The organism is Pseudoalteromonas tetraodonis (genome assembly GCF_002310835.1).
GTDB lineage: Bacteria > Pseudomonadota > Gammaproteobacteria > Enterobacterales > Alteromonadaceae > Pseudoalteromonas > Pseudoalteromonas tetraodonis.
On sequence record NZ_CP011041.1, the window covers coordinates 184074 to 202984 of the forward strand.

18 protein-coding genes and 1 riboswitch are annotated in these 18911 nt (G+C 41.2%); of the genes, 7 read left to right on the forward strand and 11 right to left on the reverse strand.

Annotated features, from left to right (window positions below; genetic code table 11):
- Positions 1-41: 41 nt before the first annotated feature.
- The gene (gene glnA / locus PTET_RS00900) at positions 42-1448 is read right to left on the reverse strand and encodes a glutamate--ammonia ligase (protein WP_013463795.1); all 1407 of its coding nucleotides are present in this window, start codon (positions 1446-1448) and stop codon (positions 42-44) included.
- 508 nt (positions 1449-1956) lie between these two features.
- Here glnA and typA point away from each other — a divergent pair.
- Both typA and PTET_RS00910 read left to right on the forward strand, forming a co-directional pair.
- On the forward strand, positions 1957-3780 hold the full coding sequence (gene typA / locus PTET_RS00905) for a translational GTPase TypA (protein WP_013463797.1): 1824 nt from the start codon (positions 1957-1959) through the stop codon (positions 3778-3780).
- A 210-nt stretch (positions 3781-3990) separates the two neighbouring features.
- Complete coding sequence (locus PTET_RS00910; protein ID WP_244186366.1) at positions 3991-4266, forward strand: hypothetical protein; 276 nt, start codon at positions 3991-3993, stop codon at positions 4264-4266.
- A 194-nt stretch (positions 4267-4460) separates the two neighbouring features.
- On the opposite strand, the gene PTET_RS00915 is transcribed toward PTET_RS00910, so the two are convergent.
- The 4 genes from PTET_RS00915 to PTET_RS00930 all read right to left on the reverse strand — a co-directional run bounded on the left by PTET_RS00915 (position 4461) and on the right by PTET_RS00930 (position 7675).
- Positions 4461-5198, reverse strand: coding sequence for a CBM9 family sugar-binding protein (locus PTET_RS00915; protein ID WP_029609984.1), 738 nt, complete (start codon positions 5196-5198; stop codon positions 4461-4463).
- Between the two features lie 79 nt (positions 5199-5277).
- On the reverse strand, positions 5278-5703 hold the full coding sequence (locus PTET_RS00920) for a BLUF domain-containing protein (protein ID WP_016900061.1): 426 nt from the start codon (positions 5701-5703) through the stop codon (positions 5278-5280).
- Between the two features lie 88 nt (positions 5704-5791).
- Positions 5792-6883, reverse strand: coding sequence for an MBL fold metallo-hydrolase (locus PTET_RS00925; protein ID WP_013463801.1), 1092 nt, complete (start codon positions 6881-6883; stop codon positions 5792-5794).
- 138 nt (positions 6884-7021) lie between these two features.
- Positions 7022-7675 (reverse strand): DUF2959 domain-containing protein, encoded by a 654-nt coding sequence (locus PTET_RS00930; protein ID WP_013463802.1) that lies wholly within the window; start codon positions 7673-7675, stop codon positions 7022-7024.
- Between the two features lie 86 nt (positions 7676-7761).
- Between PTET_RS00930 and PTET_RS00935 the strand changes: the two genes are divergently transcribed.
- Together PTET_RS00935 and dtd are read left to right on the forward strand one after the other, a co-directional pair.
- Positions 7762-8643, forward strand: a complete 882-nt coding sequence (locus PTET_RS00935) for a virulence factor BrkB family protein (RefSeq protein ID WP_013463803.1) — start codon at positions 7762-7764, stop codon at positions 8641-8643.
- Positions 8644-9081 carry a D-aminoacyl-tRNA deacylase gene (dtd, locus tag PTET_RS00940; RefSeq protein WP_013463804.1) on the forward strand — a complete coding sequence of 146 codons (438 nt, stop codon included), beginning with the start codon at positions 8644-8646 and terminating at the stop codon, positions 9079-9081.
- On the opposite strand, the gene PTET_RS00945 is transcribed toward dtd, so the two are convergent.
- Positions 9078-9824 carry a spermidine synthase gene (locus PTET_RS00945; RefSeq protein WP_042849260.1) on the reverse strand — a complete coding sequence of 249 codons (747 nt, stop codon included), beginning with the start codon at positions 9822-9824 and terminating at the stop codon, positions 9078-9080. The two genes, dtd and PTET_RS00945, sit on opposite strands and share 4 nt — an antisense overlap.
- Before the next feature lie 122 nt (positions 9825-9946).
- Between PTET_RS00945 and PTET_RS00950 the strand changes: the two genes are divergently transcribed.
- Positions 9947-10840: a bifunctional GNAT family N-acetyltransferase/hotdog fold thioesterase gene (locus PTET_RS00950; RefSeq protein ID WP_028835930.1), complete on the forward strand. Its 894-nt coding sequence runs from the start codon at positions 9947-9949 to the stop codon at positions 10838-10840.
- 54 nt (positions 10841-10894) lie between these two features.
- On the opposite strand, the gene PTET_RS00955 is transcribed toward PTET_RS00950, so the two are convergent.
- The 5 genes from PTET_RS00955 to dapA form a co-directional block, all read right to left on the reverse strand.
- Positions 10895-11926 carry a phospholipase A gene (locus PTET_RS00955; RefSeq protein ID WP_024601191.1) on the reverse strand — a complete coding sequence of 344 codons (1032 nt, stop codon included), beginning with the start codon at positions 11924-11926 and terminating at the stop codon, positions 10895-10897.
- A gap of 177 nt (positions 11927-12103) precedes the next feature.
- On the reverse strand, positions 12104-13225 hold the full coding sequence (locus PTET_RS00960) for a succinylglutamate desuccinylase/aspartoacylase family protein (protein WP_024601192.1): 1122 nt from the start codon (positions 13223-13225) through the stop codon (positions 12104-12106).
- A 5-nt stretch (positions 13226-13230) separates the two neighbouring features.
- A complete protein-coding gene (locus tag PTET_RS00965) occupies positions 13231-14436 on the reverse strand; it encodes a PLP-dependent decarboxylase (protein WP_024601193.1) in 1206 nt (401 codons plus the stop codon).
- Entirely contained in the window at positions 14436-15176 is a 741-nt protein-coding gene (locus PTET_RS00970) for a 2,3,4,5-tetrahydropyridine-2,6-dicarboxylate N-succinyltransferase (protein ID WP_013463810.1), read from the reverse strand. The genes PTET_RS00965 and PTET_RS00970 overlap by 1 nt, the downstream gene beginning before the upstream one ends.
- A gap of 15 nt (positions 15177-15191) precedes the next feature.
- On the reverse strand, positions 15192-16076 hold the full coding sequence (gene dapA / locus PTET_RS00975; RefSeq protein WP_013463811.1) for a 4-hydroxy-tetrahydrodipicolinate synthase: 885 nt from the start codon (positions 16074-16076) through the stop codon (positions 15192-15194).
- A 127-nt stretch (positions 16077-16203) separates the two neighbouring features.
- Positions 16204-16383, reverse strand: a riboswitch (Lysine riboswitch).
- A 187-nt stretch (positions 16384-16570) separates the two neighbouring features.
- Between dapA and PTET_RS00980 the strand changes: the two genes are divergently transcribed.
- Complete coding sequence (locus PTET_RS00980; RefSeq protein WP_013463812.1) at positions 16571-17269, forward strand: DNA-3-methyladenine glycosylase I; 699 nt, start codon at positions 16571-16573, stop codon at positions 17267-17269.
- Positions 17270-17277: 8 nt separating this feature from the next.
- Entirely contained in the window at positions 17278-18687 is a 1410-nt protein-coding gene (locus PTET_RS00985) for a protein adenylyltransferase SelO (RefSeq protein WP_013463813.1), read from the forward strand.
- Positions 18688-18911: the final 224 nt, after the last annotated feature.

Genomic DNA, 18911 nt, shown 5'->3' on the forward strand with positions numbered 1-18911 from the left:
CAAAGCGGGCTTAAAACACACATTATTTATCGGTTAATAAATTAACAGCTGTAGTACATTTCGAACTCAACAGGGTGAGTTGTCATGTTAAGTTTTTCAACTTCTTTTGACTTAAGTGCGATGTAAGCATCGATTAGGTCATTGGTGAATACACCACCTTGGTTTAAGAATTCACGGTCTGAATCAAGTGCAGCTAGTGCTTCATCTAATGATGAGGCTACTGTTGGAATTTCTGCCGCTTCTTCAGCTGGTAAGTCGTATAAATCCTTGTCCATAGCATCGCCAGGGTGGATCTTGTTTTTAATTCCGTCAAGGCCAGCCATAAGCATTGCTGAGAAAGCAAGGTATGGGTTAGCTGTTGGATCTGGGAAGCGTACTTCGATACGACGACCTTTTGCAGATGGCACAACTGGAATACGGATTGACGCCGAACGGTTACGAGCCGAGTATGCAAGCATTACCGGAGCTTCAAAACCAGGTACTAAACGTTTGTACGAGTTAGTTGACGCGTTAGCAAAAGCGTTGATCGCTTTAGCATGTTTGATGATACCGCCAATGTAGTAAAGTGCATCTTCAGAAAGTCCGCCGTATTTATCACCTGCGAATAAGTTTACGCCATCTTTTGCTAAAGACTGGTGACAGTGCATACCAGAACCGTTATCACCAACAACCGGCTTAGGCATAAATGTTGCCGTTTTACCGTAAAGGTGAGCCATGTTGTGGATAACATATTTCATTTCTTGGATTTCATCGGCCTTTAACACCATAGTATTAAAACGCGTTGCGATCTCGTTTTGACCGGCAGTCGCCACTTCGTGGTGATGCGCTTCAACAACTTGACCCATTTCTTCTAAAACTAGGCACGTTGCAGAACGCCAATCTTGGAAATCATCAACAGGTGCAACTGGGAAGTAACCGCCTTTAACACCTGGGCGATGGCCTGTATTGCCATCTGCATATTCTTTATCTGAGTTCCAAGCTGCTTGCTTAGAATCAATTTTATACATTGAACCTGACATGTCAGATTTGTATTTAACATCGTCAAATACGAAAAACTCTGGTTCTGGGCCAAATAAAACAGTGTCAGCAATACCCGTAGAGCGCATGTACTCTTCAGCGCGCTTAGCAACTGAGCGAGGGTCGCGTTCGTAACCTTGTAATGTAGAAGGTTCAACCACGTCACAACGAACGATTAGTGTTGTTTCTTCTGTGAAAGGGTCAAGTTTAATTGAATCTGCATCTGGTAGTAACACCATGTCTGATTCGTTGATGCCTTTCCAGCCAGCAATTGAAGAACCGTCAAACATCTTTCCATCTTCGAAAAAGTCTTCATCAACTTGATGATGAGGAATAGAAACATGTTGCTCTTTACCTTTTGTGTCAGTAAAGCGTAAATCAATGAACTTAACGTCATTTTCTTTAATAAAATCTAAAACCGATTGTGACATGTGTCCTCCAACTATTGGGTTTTATTATTGCTGCTTAGATACGTTGAATACTTATAAGCTGATTTTGTGCCACTATTATAATTATTTGTTTTTTATGTAAAAAAATATAAATAAAATAAAGGTGATATAGATTAAGCACCATCTTAGTGCGTAATTTTTCCAAAATGGTGCAATATTTACAAAGCAATAATTGCTTGTAAATTAATCACCTTAGACTAGCACAAAGAAAATGCAAAATACGCAGTAAAGTTGCTTTAAATTAACCCAAAACCATCTTTTTATATAAATATCTAAAAATTAATTATCATAATTAATTATTTTAAAACAATGGGTTAATTATTTTATTGAGAAAGTTTGAAATTTTATTTTGGATAAACTTTCATCCATTCCATTTATAGGGGATAATATGCGCCCTTTTAAATCCTATGCTGGGACATCTCGTGAAAGCGCAGGTGAGAACGTATAGCCCCTGCAGGATCAATGAGATTCAATTTCTCTGAGTGAATATATGAGCATCGAAAAGTTAAGAAATATAGCAATTATCGCCCACGTTGACCACGGTAAAACAACACTGGTTGATAAACTACTTGAGCAATCAGGTACATTAGAAACACGCGGCGGTAATGAAGAGCGCGTGATGGATTCAAACGACATTGAAAAAGAACGTGGTATTACCATTTTAGCGAAAAACACCGCTATCTCTTGGAATGATTACCATATCAATATCGTAGATACTCCTGGACACGCCGACTTCGGTGGTGAAGTTGAACGCGTACTTTCGATGGCTGACTCAGTATTACTACTTGTTGATGCTCAGGAAGGTCCAATGCCACAAACGCGTTTCGTAACGCAAAAGGCATTCGCGCAAGGCTTAAAGCCAATCGTTGTTATCAATAAAATTGATAAGCCAGGTGCTCGCCCTGATTGGGTTATGGATCAAATCTTTGATTTATTCGACAACCTAGGCGCAACTGATGAACAGTTAGACTTTAAAGTAATCTACGCATCAGCAATCAATGGTTGGGCTACATTAGATTTAGACGAAGCATCTGATAACATGGAACCTATGTTCAAGATGATCGTTGACGAAGTATCACCACCGGATGCAGATCCTGAAGGTGACTTCCAAATGCAGATTTCACAGCTTGATTACAACTCTTATAAAGGTGTAATTGGCATTGGTCGTATCAAACGCGGTTCAGTTGTACCTAACCAACAAGTTACGGTTATTAGCGCTGACGGGTCTAAACGTAACGGTAAAATTGGTTCAGTACAAAGCTACTTAGGTCTTGAGCGTATTGACACTGACAAAGCTTACGCTGGTAACATCGTAACGGTAACGGGTCTTGGCGAGCTTAAGATTTCAGATACGCTTTGTTGTCCTAACAACGTTGAAGCATTACCTCCACTAAGTGTTGATGAGCCAACAGTAACGATGACGTTCTCTGTAAATAACTCACCTTTCTGTGGTAAAGAAGGTAAGTTTGTAACATCACGTAATATCCGTGAGCGTTTAGACAAAGAATTAGTACACAACGTTGCACTTCGCGTTGCAGACACTGATAACCCAGATAGCTTCCGTGTATCGGGTCGTGGTGAATTACACTTAGGTATCTTAATCGAGAACATGCGTCGTGAAGGTTACGAGTTAGCGGTATCTCGTCCAGAAGTTATCTTACGTACTGTTGATGGTGTGTTAGAAGAACCGTATGAAACACTAACAATTGACTGTCAAGAAGAGCACCAGGGTTCTATCATGGAACAAATTGGTCTTCGTAAGGGTGAGCTTACTGATATGGCCCCAGATGGTAAAGGCCGTATGCGTTTGGACTTTATGATCCCAAGCCGTGGTTTAATCGGTTTCCAAACTGAGTTCATGACGTTAACATCGGGTTCTGGTTTACTTTACCATACGTTCGATCACTACGGTCCGCACAAAGGTGGCGAGCTAGGTGTTCGTAAGAACGGTGTAATGATTGCAAATGCAACAGGTAAAGCACTAACTAACGCATTATTTAACTTACAAGAGCGCGGCCGTTTATTCATCGGTCACGGTGTTGAAGTATACGAAGGTATGGTTATCGGTATTCATAGCCGTGATAACGACCTTACAGTTAATGCGCTTAAAGGTAAGCAACTTACTAACGTTCGTGCATCTGGTACCGATGAAGCACAAACACTAACACCAGCTCTTAACTATTCACTTGAGCAAGCGCTTGAGTTTATTGCTGATGATGAGTTAGTAGAAGTTACACCTGAGAACATTCGTATTCGTAAACGTCATTTAACTGAAAATGAGCGTAAACGTGCGGGTCGTGCGCCAAAGTCATAATCTATTAATTTAGAATCATGATTTTAAAAGCCGCTGTATTGCAAAATACAGCGGCTTTTTTGTGGATAATAGTTAGCCAGAGAAGAGCGTAAGTCCACAGGTTAAAGCATCGCAGTTGGTTCGATACTGTTAAACAGTTTTTAATATTGAACCTAAAAGAGGTATTAAGTTATTATCAAAGCTATATTTACTATGTGCGTGTGAGCTAGTGTGAATACCGAAAATGAAATTATGGCAAAACTAGAGATAGAACATATTGCTGAACTGCAAAAATATAAAGATGAATTTGAAACGTTAGGAAAAAATGATTGGGGCTTGAAAGATCTCATATCAATCTTTTTACCCTTTATTTTGTTATCAATTGCTAATAGCTTCTATGATATTGAAACTGAAATATTTCAAATAATATGTTTTATTTTCCTTGCTTCAGCTGTGGTGCAGGGAATGATTAGGGAGCAGACCAAAAAAAACAAATCGCAGAATTGATTTGCTTCTTAAAATTATTAATCATGAGCAAAAGGGTGGCTGAAATTAGCTTTATTAGGGCGCAGCGCTCTTTATATAAGGAAAAACGTGCTTGAGAATTAAATAATCTATATTGCAAAGTCTCTGTTTTTGTTAATAGGGTATTTTTGTTGGGTTTCGCTTAGCTCAACCCAACCTTCGTTATCAATTATTAGTTAGTGATTACTTACTTTCGGTAGCAAGGTGATTTTCCCAAATACATCTGCATCTATAAATCCACGGTTTCTGTCACCGTTCACTGGCTTTACTTCGTGTGAGCCCATAAAGTGCTCACGAACTTTACTGCCGTCGTTATCGCAATATGCGAGCATAAAGCCAATAACGTGTTTTTCAGTTAATTTAAGCGGAGTGTTTTGTGCGCCTTGTTGATAATCATTCGGGTAGAGTTTTATCGCCACTTCCCACGTGATGTTATAGGGCGCAGTGGTATTACGCTTCCAGCTACTAACTAAGTGGTCGGTATATAAATGCGCTTTTTTATCAGGGCCATAATCGGCTGCTTGGTTATCAAGACCAATGTGATAAGCAAACGCGGTATGATTAAACTGATGATTCCCGCCCGATGCGTCACTATCTATAAACACTTCTAAGGCATCATCATCCCAGTATTTATCAGTTGGATTTGGGTGAGTATCAATCAGCACATCGTCACTAATATCTGCTTGTAAATACAAGTAGTTTTCATCCCATAGAAGACGGTAGCGGCCTTTAAAATCGGCATCTGATGAGGGAAGTGCGCCATCCATTAGGTGCGGCATAGGATGCCATGTGGCGCTATCCCATGTACTTTCAGAGACACCATCAATAATAATAGCTGTTGATGTATAACTAACTTCAATAGCCATAAGTGGTTGGGTGAAAAGTAAACTAAAAGCGAGTAGTGTTTTTTTCATTAATAAGCTCATCAATTAAAGATGATTTAGCTTGGCTTAAATAGCAATTAAAAACAATCTCATAGTTGTATTTATTATATTAACTTATTGCCCCAGTTATGCTTGTTTTTAATGCCAACATTAATAAATGCGCGCTTTCACCCGACATTTTAAAAGGGTTAAAGTCAATGTTACCCGAGTATTTTAGATTAAGTAATTCGGTTAGCTGTGATTGCGGCACATAGCCCATTGACCATGTTTCAAACTCTCTTTCGGGAATTTGGGTATAGTTGAGCATAATTACATTGTGGTGGCGTTTGTCATTTAATATTTGTTGATAGGTATTATTAACAGCGGTTCTGGAGCCTTCAAGGCATTGTAAAAAGTACTCATTACTAAAACATAACATGCCGGTGACATTTGTTTTTACATTGTAGGTTCGCGCACTTTGTAAAATATTTTCTATATCTTCAGGCCCAAAACCACTACTTATTTTACTGGCGTAAATGAGTCGCACAAGAAACATAAAACCCCCTGACTGTTTAGTTAATTAAAGATAGTTCAGTGAGGGGGTTATTACTAATTATGTAAACGTATTTTGCGTAAATGACTAATTAAAGCTGGATGCTTTCACCTTCATTTAAAATATACAGAGGTATCTTCGAGTTCATTTTTTTATGCATATGCAATAAGCGCAGTAGTGCAGAGTGGCTGCTGTGATCGCCCATCTTCCAACTTGAGTTACCATAGCCCCACGGTATCATTACTTTACAGTTAAGCGCTTGTGCTGCGGTTAATGCATCCTCAGGAGTGGTATGTACATAACGGTACCAGTTGCCGTTCTCTTTATGGTAATAAGAGGCAATAGGCATTAAGCACACATCGATATCGCCATATTTTTGCTGTATATCGTTAAAGTGTTTTGAATAACCAGTGTCGCCTGCAAAAAATAAAGTGCTGCCACTTTGCTCAAGTAACCAGCCATTCCATAGGTCTTTATTGTTATCTTCATAAATAAAAGGCACTAAAACACGACTACTAAAATGATGCGCAGGTAGCGCATGAATGGTTAAATCATCAATTTTAGTTTTTGCATACCATGCCATTTCACTAATGTTAAAGCCACCTGTTGGAAAGTTATCAGCCATACCAAGGGGGGTTAGGTAGCGAGGCTGATTACCAATTTCTTCAATATCGGCTTTATTGAAATGATCGTAGTGAATGTGAGAATACATAACGGCGACTAAGTTTTTCAATTCATTGTCTGTGAGCCAGTCGCCAGGCTTGCGATAAAATCCTGAAGTAAGGCGAAAAGCTAAATCAATAGGCGAGTCAAATTGCTCTTTTACGGGATCAAACACAACTTGTTGGCCATTCGGGGTTTTGATCACAAAGCCTGCGTGTCCGAGCCAACGAATAGTAAAGCCCGCATTAACCTGCGGATTTTTTTGCTGACCTTGATATTGGCAGTTTTCAGCCTCTGTTTCACAAACTAAGTTATTGTTTTTTGGGTAGCAATCAGTTTCACAGCTAACAGGATAACTTTTTTTGCCTGGGTAGAGGTTGTGGTAGCGCCCAGCTTGCTCACCTTGTTGATGAAGTGGAATAACGGTATTAGGGCCAGCAATAACCTCAATATTATTCGCAGTGCTGCATGCAACGAGCACACTGGAGGCGATGATTAAGCTAAGTGTATGTATTTTCATAATTCATTTTTAGTTGTTATTTTTATCTTACTGAAAGTGTAACAAAAGCAGTTTGCTAAAAAAGGACAAAAAAGTAACAAAAAGTGTGTATAAAAAAGCCCGCTATTTTTAGCGGGCTCAGTTTAATAGGTTAAATATTTAGGATTTATTCATTTGCTCAATAAATTTATTTGAGTCTTCAATCGATTTGTTCATATCATTCATTAATAACTGAATATCGCGCTTTAAGTTAGTAAATTCACCTTTGATAGCCGCTACCGCTTGCGCATTTAAGTTATGCTTTAAGTACAATACGTTGTCTTTTAAAGATGATAATACCGGCTCCATTTTACTCTCGGCGCTGCGCATTGAGCGAAGTAACTGGTCGAATTGACGTTGTGTTGCTGCTAACTTTTTGCTGCTTTCACGCTTAAGTGAGGCACTTTTGTATTGCTCTAACTCATCATTCCACTCATCAAATAAAGCTTCTGCTACGTCTTCAACTTTATTAATATTACTTGATACTTCGTTTGCCGCTTGAAGGCTTGACTCGTAATCGTCATTAAGTTGATTGTAAGCATCTTGCAACTCACCGCCATCAAAATTAATGAGTGTAGTTAAACGCTCAAGTGCTGATTGAAATTCTTGTTGAGACTCTTGTTGTGAGTCTTTTGTTTCTTCAACGCGGTCAATCAAAATATCACGCTTATGAACACCTACTTTTTCCATTGCCGAATAATAAGCAGACTGACAACCAGAGAGCATCAGCATTAACGCAAGTATGGTTGTCCCTAAAAATGTTTGTTTTTTCATCTGAATTCTTATTTACGAGTGTTAATGCTGTAAATTATGGCCTTGATTGTTATTATAATCAAAAGCTCACCAACAAAGTTAATTGTATGAATGATAAGCTCTCCCATTATAAACAGCAAGTTAAGGCGTTTTTAAAACTGCAACCAGGCTGGTGGATGCAATATTTTAATCGCTGTATTGACGATCAAATAACCATTAATGCAGGGTATTTAGCGTACGTTACTTTACTTTCGTTAGTCCCACTTATTGCTGTAGGTGTGGCAATATTTTCTGCTTTTCCAGGGTTTGAGTCGACCCGTTTAGCCATTGAGAGCTTTTTGTTTACTAACTTTGTGCCGACCTCTTCTGGTGTTATTAAAGAGCATATTAGCTCGTTTGCTAGTAATGCCAATCAAATGACGGCAGTAGGTATTGGCTTTTTAGCAGCCATTGCCTTGCTACTTATTCGTAATGTAGATGCCACGCTAAACCGTATTTGGCGAGTAAAGAAAAAACGCCCGATGATGATATCGTTTGCCGTATATTGGATGGTACTCAGCTTAGGGCCCGTATTACTGGGCGCCAGTATCGGTGTCACCTCATATATTGTGTCGTTGGTATCGTTTGCCGATCAGGGGATCCCAGGGTTTAGTGGCTTCTTGTTAAAGCTACTCCCTTATGCGATTTCTATGGCTGGTTTTATTATGCTTTACACCTTAGTGCCCAATACTCGCGTTTCGTTTAAGGCGGCCGTTCCCGGTGCGCTATTTGCTGCCATGTTATTTGAGCTAACCAAAAAAGGCTTTGCTTTGTACATTAGCCATTTTCCATCATACGAAGTGATTTATGGTGCGGTAGCAACCATTCCCATTTTGTTTGTATGGGTTTACTTGTCGTGGGTCGTGGTGCTACTAGGCGCTGAATTCACTGTGTGTATTAACATGCAGCATTACAATAAAAAAGATCAACAAGCAGAGGATACAGAGTAAATGCAGGGATTAATTCAACGAGTAACACATGCTAATGTGGTGATAGACCAACAGCTTGTCGGTGAAATTAAACAAGGCATTTTATTATTGCTGGGGGTGGAAAAAGAAGATGATGAAAGCAGCGCTGATAAACTATTACACAAAGTCACCAATTACCGTATTTTTAATGACGAAAACGATAAAATGAATCTCAGCCTTAAAGACATACAAGGCGAACTGTTAGTCGTATCGCAATTTACGCTCGCAGCCAATACAAAAAAAGGCATGCGGCCTAGCTTTTCATCGGCAGCTACACCAGACCAAGCGCAAGCGCTATATAATTACTTTGTAGAGCAGGCTAAATTACTCGGTATTAAGGTCGCGACCGGTGAATTTGCAGCCGATATGCAGGTGAGTTTATGTAACGATGGGCCGGTTACCTTTAATTTAACCGCTTAACGTGCTTTTTCTACAATCACAATATGATTAACAAAGCCGGTAATTTTTTGAATACTAATAGCCTTCCCAAATACAGTCAGTAGTACATGTTGTAACTGAGTGAGTTGTGATGAGTGCTGCGATAAAAAGTTAATAAATAAGATGCCCTGTTGATCAAGTGCATCATAAATTGTTTGATAAAAGCATGAATCAAATAAAAATCGCGGGGCGTCTAATTCACTAAATAAATCTAAAATGACCCAGTCCATATGCTCTGCTGATTTTAAAATTGTTTGCGCATCCTCGCAATGAATCTGTTGTTGTTCACTGGGGGCAAAAAATTGTTGATAACAGTCAATAATATGGGGGCTTTTCTCTACTGAAGTAACCTGCACTTGAGGATACTGTTCTAATAAGTAATTACGAATGGCACCGCCACCTAACCCCAGTTCGAGTACTTTTTTAGGCGCAGGTAGCTGTTGCCAAGCCGTTGCTAAATAAGCAAGGTGTGGAAACAGTAATGCATGTGGATGCGCTGTTAAAATAACAGACTGCAACGTGTTATTAATGAGTAGCCAGCGAAGTTGTTGATACTCTCTTACTTGTATGTGCTCACCATGCTGATTATGCCAATAAAGTAACTGGCCTAGCGATGAACTATGCTCAATAAAATGTTGGCTGATCAGGCCACTACTGCAATGGATATATTTATTCATGCTATTGAGCATAAACCAGCAGAGGTAAATCGCAACGGCTTTTGTCATTAATTTTTTACAGCTGTTTTCTCAGCACCAAAGTCTTATTTGCAGTTTTATCCAGATCGAGTATGGTGTTTTTCACAAAATGCACAGCGTAATATTTTACATTTTTAATTTATGGAGTATGTATGTTTCAAGTGAGCACCCCACAAAGTAGTGAAGACTGGCAAGCCTATTACCAATTACGCTGGCAGGTTTTACGTGCCCCATGGGGCGAACCTCGGGGCTCTGAGCAAGACGATTTAGAGCAAGAGGCTGAGCATCGCTTCATTAAAAATAAAGCGGGTGAAGTATTGGGTGTGGCTCGTTTGCACTTTAATAATCAGCAACAAGCTCAAGTACGTTATATGGCGGTTGCAGAGGGTAATCGTAATCAACATATTGGTAGCCGCTTGTTACATGAACTCGAAAAAATAGCGTGGAATCAAGATGCTGATGAGTTAGTGTTGTTTGCTCGCGAACGTGCACTGGAATTTTATCAGCGCCATGGCTATGAAAATAAAGAAAAAGCACATTTGGCTTATGGTGATGTACAGCATTATAAAATGGTTAAGCTCAAACCGAGTGAACCAGGTTGGTTTCGCCACCCAAATTGGACTCAAGTACTGCAAAACACATGGCGTGAATCAATCCCCATTAGTGATGCAATGGGAATAAAAGTTGAAAGTTACACAGATTGGCAATTTACTACTCGTGCAGATTTAAATGCTAACTTAAATTTACACAACACTATGTTTGCAGGCTCTATTTATAGCCTAGCTACATTAACGGGTTGGGGTGCAACGTATTTAGCATTAAAAGAAGCCGGGCTTGAAGGGAATATCGTGTTAGCAGATGCCAACATTAAGTATTTAAAGCCACTGAATACTGACCCTAAGGGCTGTGTGAATATTCAAACCTGTAAAGGGAACTTAAATGAGTTACAAGATGCGGGTAAAGCAAGTTACCTAGTGCCGGTAACCATTTTTGATGGTGACGAGGTGGTTGCTCAATTTGAAGGGCAGTTTGTGGTTAAAAAATAATAAGAATAAACGAAAAAGCCAAGCGAGTTGCTTGGCTTTTTTTTATAAGCATTTTTACAGTAAATCTGTCAGTAATATACCCACACCAAAGCGTTCAATATCGGTGTTATAGTCTATCAAGCTCTCGCCATAGCCATTAAAATATTGTGCGTAGCCGCGAACTCTTCCCCATAATGGGAATGACCAATCAAGCTGAATTGCCCCGCGGTTATCTGAATTTAAATTATTGCGAGTCATAAAACTAAATTCATGATCGTGAAAGCGATACGCGCCACCAAATTCAAAGTAACCCATGTATTTATAGATATCAGGGTTATCGTCACCTCGTGCATCTAACGGCGCAGGCTTTTTGTTTTCAGGAATGCGATACCAAGGTTTAAAGCTAAATACAAAGCCGTCTTTTTCCCAAATGAAATCGGCATAAATGCGATTCCAAGAACGCGAGTTTGGCTGACTACGACCATTAGATTGGTGCGAAATACCAATGGCTATTGCCATTTCATCGCCCCATAAAACGTTTTCAGGATCTAAGTAATTAATCCAAAATACTTCTGGCTCGTAGTTGGTTTCACGAAAAGGGGAAGAAATATCGTCGTTATATACTTGCCAGTATGACTGCAAAGTAAAGCCAAAAAATATCGCCTGGTCTGAGTCAGCAAACTCATCATACAAAGGCACTTTAATTGATAGCTGATATTTAGCTTCTAGGTTATCAAGTGGGTCGCCATCTTTTTTATCGGTTAACTCTGCAAATCCATCAAACGGGCGAGTGTTTGGGTTCGACATATAAGAAACAGGTAAAATATAATTACGTTTATGCGGGGTAATTACATTACGATTTTTTTTACCAACCGCCTCACGGGCTTGGCGTTTGTCGATAGCCGTTAGCTGCTTGCTTTCTTCAACGGCAGAACACTTTTTACGTAATTGATCGAGGGTTTGCTTACCGTCTCCACCGATCACTTCATTTAAAATACATTGCTTTACCAGCTCAAGTTCATTGTTTTGCTCGTTATTCGCTGTTTCTTCAGCGACAACGGTTGTGCTGAGTAATGTAGAAAGTAGTATCCAATGGCGCCAACTCATTATAATTCCTTTGTAAGTGAGGGAAGTCAGTATTTTGCTAATTATAGCGCCTTTTTAACACATAAACGGTGAATTTTTCCTGAATTTTAATACTTTAAAAAGAAAAGCGACCTAAGTCGCTTTTACTGTGTAACTAGTTGTTTACTAGCTAACTCTCACGCAATGAGAAGGGGTGAGCTAAAGCTCAAAGACGTTAGTAAAAAATTTATACAGCTCGGTACCTTGATTCACACTCGCTGAGGCAAAATGCAATATCGCAATTGCATCGAGATCAAAGCTTAGAGTTTGCAGCGGTTGTTCGCTTAAATAGCGCTCCATGCGCAGTATTTTAGCAATGGGTTCTCCAGCTTTAACATGCCCGCCAAGAGGTGCTAGGTATTCGACCATGCCACCCATGGGGGCGTAATAAGCAATATAATCATTTAGTTGGCAGCCATATCTTGTCATCAATTTTGGCTTGTAGGGGGCATCAACAAATACTTGCTTATGATTTAAATAACTTAAAATACTATTGGCATCGTCTAGTGCCGCGCTTAAATCGATTTTTTCTTGGCTGCCAAGCTCTACCGTAAAGGCTTCAACTTGCACGTTAAATTCACGCCCTTGCTGAGCAAGTTGCTCACTAAGCTGCCACCATGGACAAAAGCTTGCTTCATCCATTGCGCCATCAAAGGCATTAGGAATAACCAGCACATGGGGAATATTAAAGTAACGCGCGCTATCGGTCGCATACTCAGGGCAATATAAGTGCTGACTAGAAATAGGGCCGGTGTGTAAATCTAAAACTATATCTGCTTGATGCGCCAATTTTTGTAAGTTTAGCGCAATCCGTTTCCCCGTTGTTAAACGATAATCAGGGCCGTTGAGTTGTTGCTCAACGTCATTAATTAACGCGGCTTTAAAGGCTGTTTTCAGAATCTTATCATCGGCATCGCTGAACTGCTGTGCAAACTGGGTCGCCAGTTTATTATTGCAGTGATACATGCGATTCCAATTAGTCCCCGTAATGGGATCGAATCGGCCAAGGGTAAATTCCCCCGACTTTTGATTACAGCCAATGGGGTTAGCGTAAGGAACTAAGGTAATATCACCTTTTAAATTAAGTGTTTTTAGTTGCTCAAGTAATTGGTAAATTACCGCGTTGCCTTGCACTTCTGCGCCATGCATATTTGCTTGTACATACACACTTGGGCCGGTGCCATCGCCTTTTAAACGATACACAGGAATAGTCAGTGGTAGTCCGTTTGCGACTTCGCCAACTACAATGTTTTCTTGGCTTATAGCTATGGTGTTATTCATCTTTTTTATCTCAAGTAGTGGCTTGCATCTTCTGCTTGTCGCACGCAACTCAATACGCCATTGTGGATAACATATTCACCGGCCAGCTCATGGCATAAAAAGTACGGCATACTTTCGGTAAAACCGTAGGCACCGCATTGACTAAATACTAGCCAGTCTTGCTCATTTAAATCACTGGGTAATTGGTGCTCTCCTAAGCAATCAAGTGCAGTACATAAGGGGCCGTATAGGCTCATTGCTTGATTTGCTGCGTTTGAATCTCGTAATAAACGCGCAGGGAAATCTTGACTGGTGACCGCAGGGCGCAATAAATGATTAATGCCGCCGCTCATAATCACCTGTTGTTGGCCGTAATTTAGTTTACGCTCAACAACAGGTGTGGCGTAGTGGCCGCATTCGCCTACAGCGTAGCGACCTAGTTCCATCCATAGCTCAGTAACCCCCGCATCGCATTTAATTTTTGCAAGCGCCTCTATGAGTGCATCCCAACTTAGAGTGGGCGTATCAAGCGTATAGGGAATACCTAAACCACCACCTAAATCCAGCACCTTGAGGTTAATATTTAAATCCTCAGCAAGTTGCCTTAACGGCGTAATCATTTGTGTCCACAGCTCAGCGAGTTTGTCGCTGCTAAGCATGTTGCCCCACTGAAAAATATGCAGACCGTCAAAATTAAGTGCACAGTAGTCACTGGTATTTAGCGCCTGCCACTCGTCGCACCCTAAGCCAAATGGAGTAAGACTATCGCCCCCTAGCGGGTTTTTATCACCCTCGGGCCAGCGTAATTGTACCCTTAATAAAACCTGCAACTGGCACTGCTGAGCAATCGCTTGTTCGTTGAGCCAACGTACCTGATTGAGACTTTCGGCCACAAAGGTACGCACGCCACGCGCAATAAAGTGCTTAATTTGTTTAGGGCTTTTTGCAGGCCCCGTGTTGAGCACGCGTTCACTGTTAATTCCTTGAGCAAGGACTTGCTCAAGCTCGCCTTTACTGGCGACATCAAAGTTAAAACCAGCGTTATTTAAGCGTTGGATCACGCTAGATAACGGGTTCGCTTTAACTGCATACCAGAGTTTTACCTCGGTTTGTGCCACTAAACGCGTTAAATGTGTGTTTAGTGAATCAAGATCATAAACAAAAAAGGGCGTATCAAGCTCAGTTGCTAGCTTATCAATAGCGGTTTTAACGGGCGTGCTCAAAAAGGTCATTAACGTAAAACCTCTTCAAGCAATAATGACGCATCACTTTGCTCGTCACGGTATTTAACAATTAACGCACACGACATGCTTAAGCCTTGCTCGCGCGCCCAATCGTTTGACGCAGGGCGAGATCCAGGGATCACAATCGCGTATTCAGGGATTGCTTCGCCTTTATCAAGCTGGCGCTCATTTACGCAGTCATAAACAGGGATGGTTGCAGATAAGCGAACACCTGGGGCAAGTACCGCGCCTTTTTTAACTACCACGCCTTCAACAATCACACAGCCTGCACCAATGAATGCATCGTCTTCTATGACCACAGGGCTGGCACCAATGGGCTCAAGTACTCCGCCTAATTGTACCGCTGCGCTTAAATGCACATTTTTACCTACTTGAGCACACGACCCTACGAGCGCGTGGCTATCTACCATAGTGCCCTCGTCAATAAATGCACCAATATTTACGTACGCAGGTGGCATAATAATAGTGCCTTTGGCAACATGTGCACCACGGCGCACACTTGAACCACCGGGTACCATGCGAACGCCTGCTGTGGCTTCAAAGCTTTGCGGCGCTAAGTTATGTTTATCAACAAAACCGCCAGCAAACTCGGTGTTTTGACCGTTTTTAAAGGCTTCTAAAATGCCTTGCTTTACTTCTACGTTAGCGTGCCATTGGCCGTTTTCGTCTTGTGTTGCTGCGCGAACCGCGCCCGTTTCTAAATTATTTAATAGTTCTAACCAGTTCATTATAAAAACCTGTATTTAATGCCAAGATAAAATGGTGTTGTTTGCCGATGAAATGTCATCTGTGTGTGTCAGCTCAAGGTGTGTTAAAGGTGGGCGTAAATACGGACTGCCAATACGCCCTTGTAAATGCATTAACACTTTGACTGGGATAGGGTTGGCTACTGAAAATAAGCTATTGATAGCACTAGACCACTGGACAAAAAGATTAGGGTGTTGGCCGCTTAAACTGCGCTTTACAAACTCATGGGTTTGCACTGGCCATGCATTGGCTGCAACCGACACTAAACCTTTTGCACCTGCTTGGGCAAAATAAGGCATGAGGGCATCGTCACCACTAAAAATGGCTAGTTCAGGCGCTGCTTGTCGATAGGCTTCAAATTGAGAGATAGAGCCACTGGCTTCTTTCAGTGCCCATAAATTTTTATGTTGTTTGAGGTTTTCAATGGTTGCAATGGGAATGCTAACCGCACTACGTCCTGGTACGTTATAAAGCATACAAGGATGAGAACTGGCATTGAGTAAGCTTTCAAACCAATGCGTTTGCCCCACTGCACCGGGTTTGGCATACAAAGGCGAGCCGAGTAAAAAACCATGGATAGGCAGCTGGTTGCAGTAATTAACCCATTCAAGCTGTTGCTTTAAGTTACTACCGCCTACCGCAACCATAAGGGGGACGCTCGGCTGTAATTGGCAGACATGCTCTACGATGGCTTGCTGTTCTTTGAGGGTAAGGGCTAACCCTTCGCCGGTGCTACCTAGCAGTAAAATGCCATTGTTAGCGGCTTCTTGTTCGGCCACCAAGGTGTCTAAGGTTGCGTAATCAACTAGGCCATTTTGATCAAATGGGGTGATCAGCGCAGTCCATAAATGGAAATTGTTAATATTGAAGTTGTTGATCATCTCTCACGAACTTATAGGGCATTCGTCGAGTTTTTGGCGGGTATTTAGGATGCCTGACTCTTTGAATGTGTTTATAATTCGAAGAGCGAATGGGCTTAAATAATAGGGCGCACGGCCTTATTATACTAAGACCAGAAGCTCTCCACCAAATATGTTATTGGTGACAGTCGCTAGGATTCAGCCTAGTCGCCCGAAGCAACCTTTCACAAAAAAGTGTTACCTCTCGGCGTTAATTCCCCTCACGTATGCTCAATGGAGTTTGCGCTCCTAACATACGCTACCTGAATAACGCACCTCTTCCAGCCCTTTGCACTTGCTATTGAAAAATCAATCAGCAAATACAATGTAATAGGGTAAGTGTGGCGATTAAACCACTTTAGCCGTCTAGGTGTCAAGTGACTAAATATAGATAGATTCATCCTGATTGACAGTTATTACGTATTAGCTGCTTTTCTCGTACACTAGTACTATTGTCGAAGTAAGGTATTAAGCAGATGGAAAAATTTAGTGATATTTATAAGCGAGCGGTAGAGCGAAAGGGCTCTGAAAAAATGCTTAAGTTGTTACTCGCAAAACCTTTATCAACAAAGCAACTCGTCACATTAAGTGATGATGATTGGCTAGAAGAATTTACTCGGAAAGTTTTTCAAAGTGGTTTTTATTGGTCGGTGATCAACAGTAAGTGGGCCGGATTTAGAGAGGTTTTCTGGGATTTCAATGTTGAAAAACTATTGATGATGCCACCGGATATGCTTGAGCAAAAAGCCAGTGATGAGCGGATTGTACGCAACTATAAAAAAGTAAAAACTATTACTGAAAATGCGTATATGATCCACGAAGTTGCAGAGCAATACGGCAGCTTTAGTGAGTTTATTGCTAACTGGCCAAGTGAAGATATTATTGGCTTGTGGGCGTATTTAAAAAAGCATGGTGCAAGGCTTGGTGGTAATACCGGCCCTTATGCGCTGCGCGCCTTAGGAAAAGATACTTTTTTACTTTCAAGAGACGTAGAAAGCTATTTGCGTGCCCATAAAATTATAGATGGCGGATTACAAACTAAAAAGTCACTAAGTGCGGCGCAGGCATTCTTTAATGAACTGCAGCAGCAAAGCGGCTTAAGCATGCAAGAGCTAAGCTTAATTGTCGCTTATGGTGTAGGTGACAATCGCGTAGGTATCAGCCAAAAACAATAGGATTAAACATGAAATTAGTGCCAAGGTATACCGACATTGGTGAGGGGTTTGCAATTAGCGATCATCCAGCCAAGGTGACAGCGCCACAGTTATTGTTATGGAATGAGCCCCTAGCTAAGCAATTTAATATACAGGTGAGTGCCGATTCTCGAGCAAATATATTTAGCGGTAATGAACCCCAAGCGATTTCTGCGGTGGCACTGGGATATTCTGGTCATCAGTTTGGTCACTTTTCACCGCGACTAGGGGATGGTAGGGCACATTTGCTCGGTGCGATTAGCGATGATAAAAATCAGCTTTGGGATCTGCAATTAAAAGGCGCTGGTGCTACGCCATTTTCGCGCGGAGGCGATGGCCGCTGTGCATTAGGTCCAGCTATTCGTGAGTACGTAATGAGCGAAGCTATGCACGCGCTTGGCATTCCAACAACGCGTTGTTTAGCCGTGGTTGGCAGTGGCGAAACCGTTTATCGCAACCCACCTCAACCAGGTGCTATTGTAACCCGACTCGCCAGCAGTCATATTCGGGTGGGCTCGTTTCAATATTTAGCCACTCAAGGTGACGTTACTAGCCTAAAAAACTTAGCCGACTTAGCCATTCAAAGACACTATCCCGAGATTAACAGCACTGGCGCTCAGCGTTATTTAGATTTTTTAGCCGCAGTGATAACCAATCAAGTTAACTTAGTCGTAAGTTGGATGAGGGTGGGGTTTATTCATGGGGTAATGAATACCGACAACACCTTAATTAGTGGTGAAACCATAGATTACGGTCCATGTGCCATGATGAACCAGTTTGATTTTGATACCGTGTTTAGCTCTATTGATAAACAAGGGCGTTATGCGTTTGGTAATCAGCCAAACATGGCAAGTTGGAACTGTGCCCGCTTAGCAGAGAGTCTAATAGCGCTGATCAGTGACGATGACGAGCAAGCGGTGGCAATGATGACGCCTTTAATTGAGGGCTTTTCAACGCAATTTAATCAGCAATTTAGCGCTATGTGGGCACAAAAGTTAGGGCTAACAATAGCTGATGATAAAGATAATGAGCTGGTGGGGGAGTTACTAGGGTTATTAAAACAACACCAGCTTGATTATACCAATACTTTTAATGCACTCACTGAGTCGTTAAATGGGCAAGCTGAAATACCATTAGCACTTACCTCTTGGGCACAGCAATGGCAAACACGAACTAATGAGCACAGCTATCAAGTGATGCGACAAGCCAATCCGAGCGTGATCCCACGTAACCATATTATTGAAGATATTATTACGCAGTACACTACGCATGGGGATAGTGAGCTACTCAGTCGTTTTAGCAAAGTGATGTCGAGCCCTTACACAAGCCATGCGCAGGCCACTGAGTTTCAAACGCCGCCCGAAGATGATAAGAATTATCGTACTTTTTGCGGTACTTAAGTATGGTTTATTGCATTTTAAAATGAATATAAAAGGTCATTTTTTACCCCAGCGACGTTCATTCATAGAGCAAACTATGAACGGGTGATACCATAACTCCATAAAAGCCAGTGATCGTGTGGGGTTTAAAGCGATTGTTTGCTTTTTGAGCTAGCCTGTGTTCATCGACATTTTTTATGAGCTAGTTTTATTATCCTAGATATTGAAAAAATATATTTGCGTTA

What these genes read in the sequence shown, in the direction of transcription:
- dtd (WP_013463804.1), top strand. Translation starts at nt 8,644, where the DNA reads ATGCAGGGATTAATTCAACGAGTAACACATGCTAATGTGGTGATAGAC.
- typA (WP_013463797.1), top strand. Translation starts at nt 1,957, where the DNA reads ATGAGCATCGAAAAGTTAAGAAATATAGCAATTATCGCCCACGTTGAC.
- PTET_RS00985 (WP_013463813.1), top strand. Translation starts at nt 17,278, where the DNA reads ATGAAATTAGTGCCAAGGTATACCGACATTGGTGAGGGGTTTGCAATT.
- PTET_RS00920 (WP_016900061.1), bottom strand. Translation starts at nt 5,703, where the DNA reads ATGTTTCTTGTGCGACTCATTTACGCCAGTAAAATAAGTAGTGGTTTT.
- PTET_RS00970 (WP_013463810.1), bottom strand. Translation starts at nt 15,176, where the DNA reads ATGAACTGGTTAGAACTATTAAATAATTTAGAAACGGGCGCGGTTCGC.
- PTET_RS00930 (WP_013463802.1), bottom strand. Translation starts at nt 7,675, where the DNA reads ATGAAAAAACAAACATTTTTAGGGACAACCATACTTGCGTTAATGCTG.
- PTET_RS00935 (WP_013463803.1), top strand. Translation starts at nt 7,762, where the DNA reads ATGAATGATAAGCTCTCCCATTATAAACAGCAAGTTAAGGCGTTTTTA.
- PTET_RS00950 (WP_028835930.1), top strand. Translation starts at nt 9,947, where the DNA reads ATGTTTCAAGTGAGCACCCCACAAAGTAGTGAAGACTGGCAAGCCTAT.
- PTET_RS00955 (WP_024601191.1), bottom strand. Translation starts at nt 11,926, where the DNA reads ATGAGTTGGCGCCATTGGATACTACTTTCTACATTACTCAGCACAACC.
- PTET_RS00960 (WP_024601192.1), bottom strand. Translation starts at nt 13,225, where the DNA reads ATGAATAACACCATAGCTATAAGCCAAGAAAACATTGTAGTTGGCGAA.
- PTET_RS00915 (WP_029609984.1), bottom strand. Translation starts at nt 5,198, where the DNA reads ATGAAAAAAACACTACTCGCTTTTAGTTTACTTTTCACCCAACCACTT.
- PTET_RS00965 (WP_024601193.1), bottom strand. Translation starts at nt 14,436, where the DNA reads ATGACCTTTTTGAGCACGCCCGTTAAAACCGCTATTGATAAGCTAGCA.
- dapA (WP_013463811.1), bottom strand. Translation starts at nt 16,076, where the DNA reads ATGATCAACAACTTCAATATTAACAATTTCCATTTATGGACTGCGCTG.
- PTET_RS00980 (WP_013463812.1), top strand. Translation starts at nt 16,571, where the DNA reads ATGGAAAAATTTAGTGATATTTATAAGCGAGCGGTAGAGCGAAAGGGC.
- PTET_RS00925 (WP_013463801.1), bottom strand. Translation starts at nt 6,883, where the DNA reads ATGAAAATACATACACTTAGCTTAATCATCGCCTCCAGTGTGCTCGTT.
- PTET_RS00945 (WP_042849260.1), bottom strand. Translation starts at nt 9,824, where the DNA reads ATGACAAAAGCCGTTGCGATTTACCTCTGCTGGTTTATGCTCAATAGC.
- glnA (WP_013463795.1), bottom strand. Translation starts at nt 1,448, where the DNA reads ATGTCACAATCGGTTTTAGATTTTATTAAAGAAAATGACGTTAAGTTC.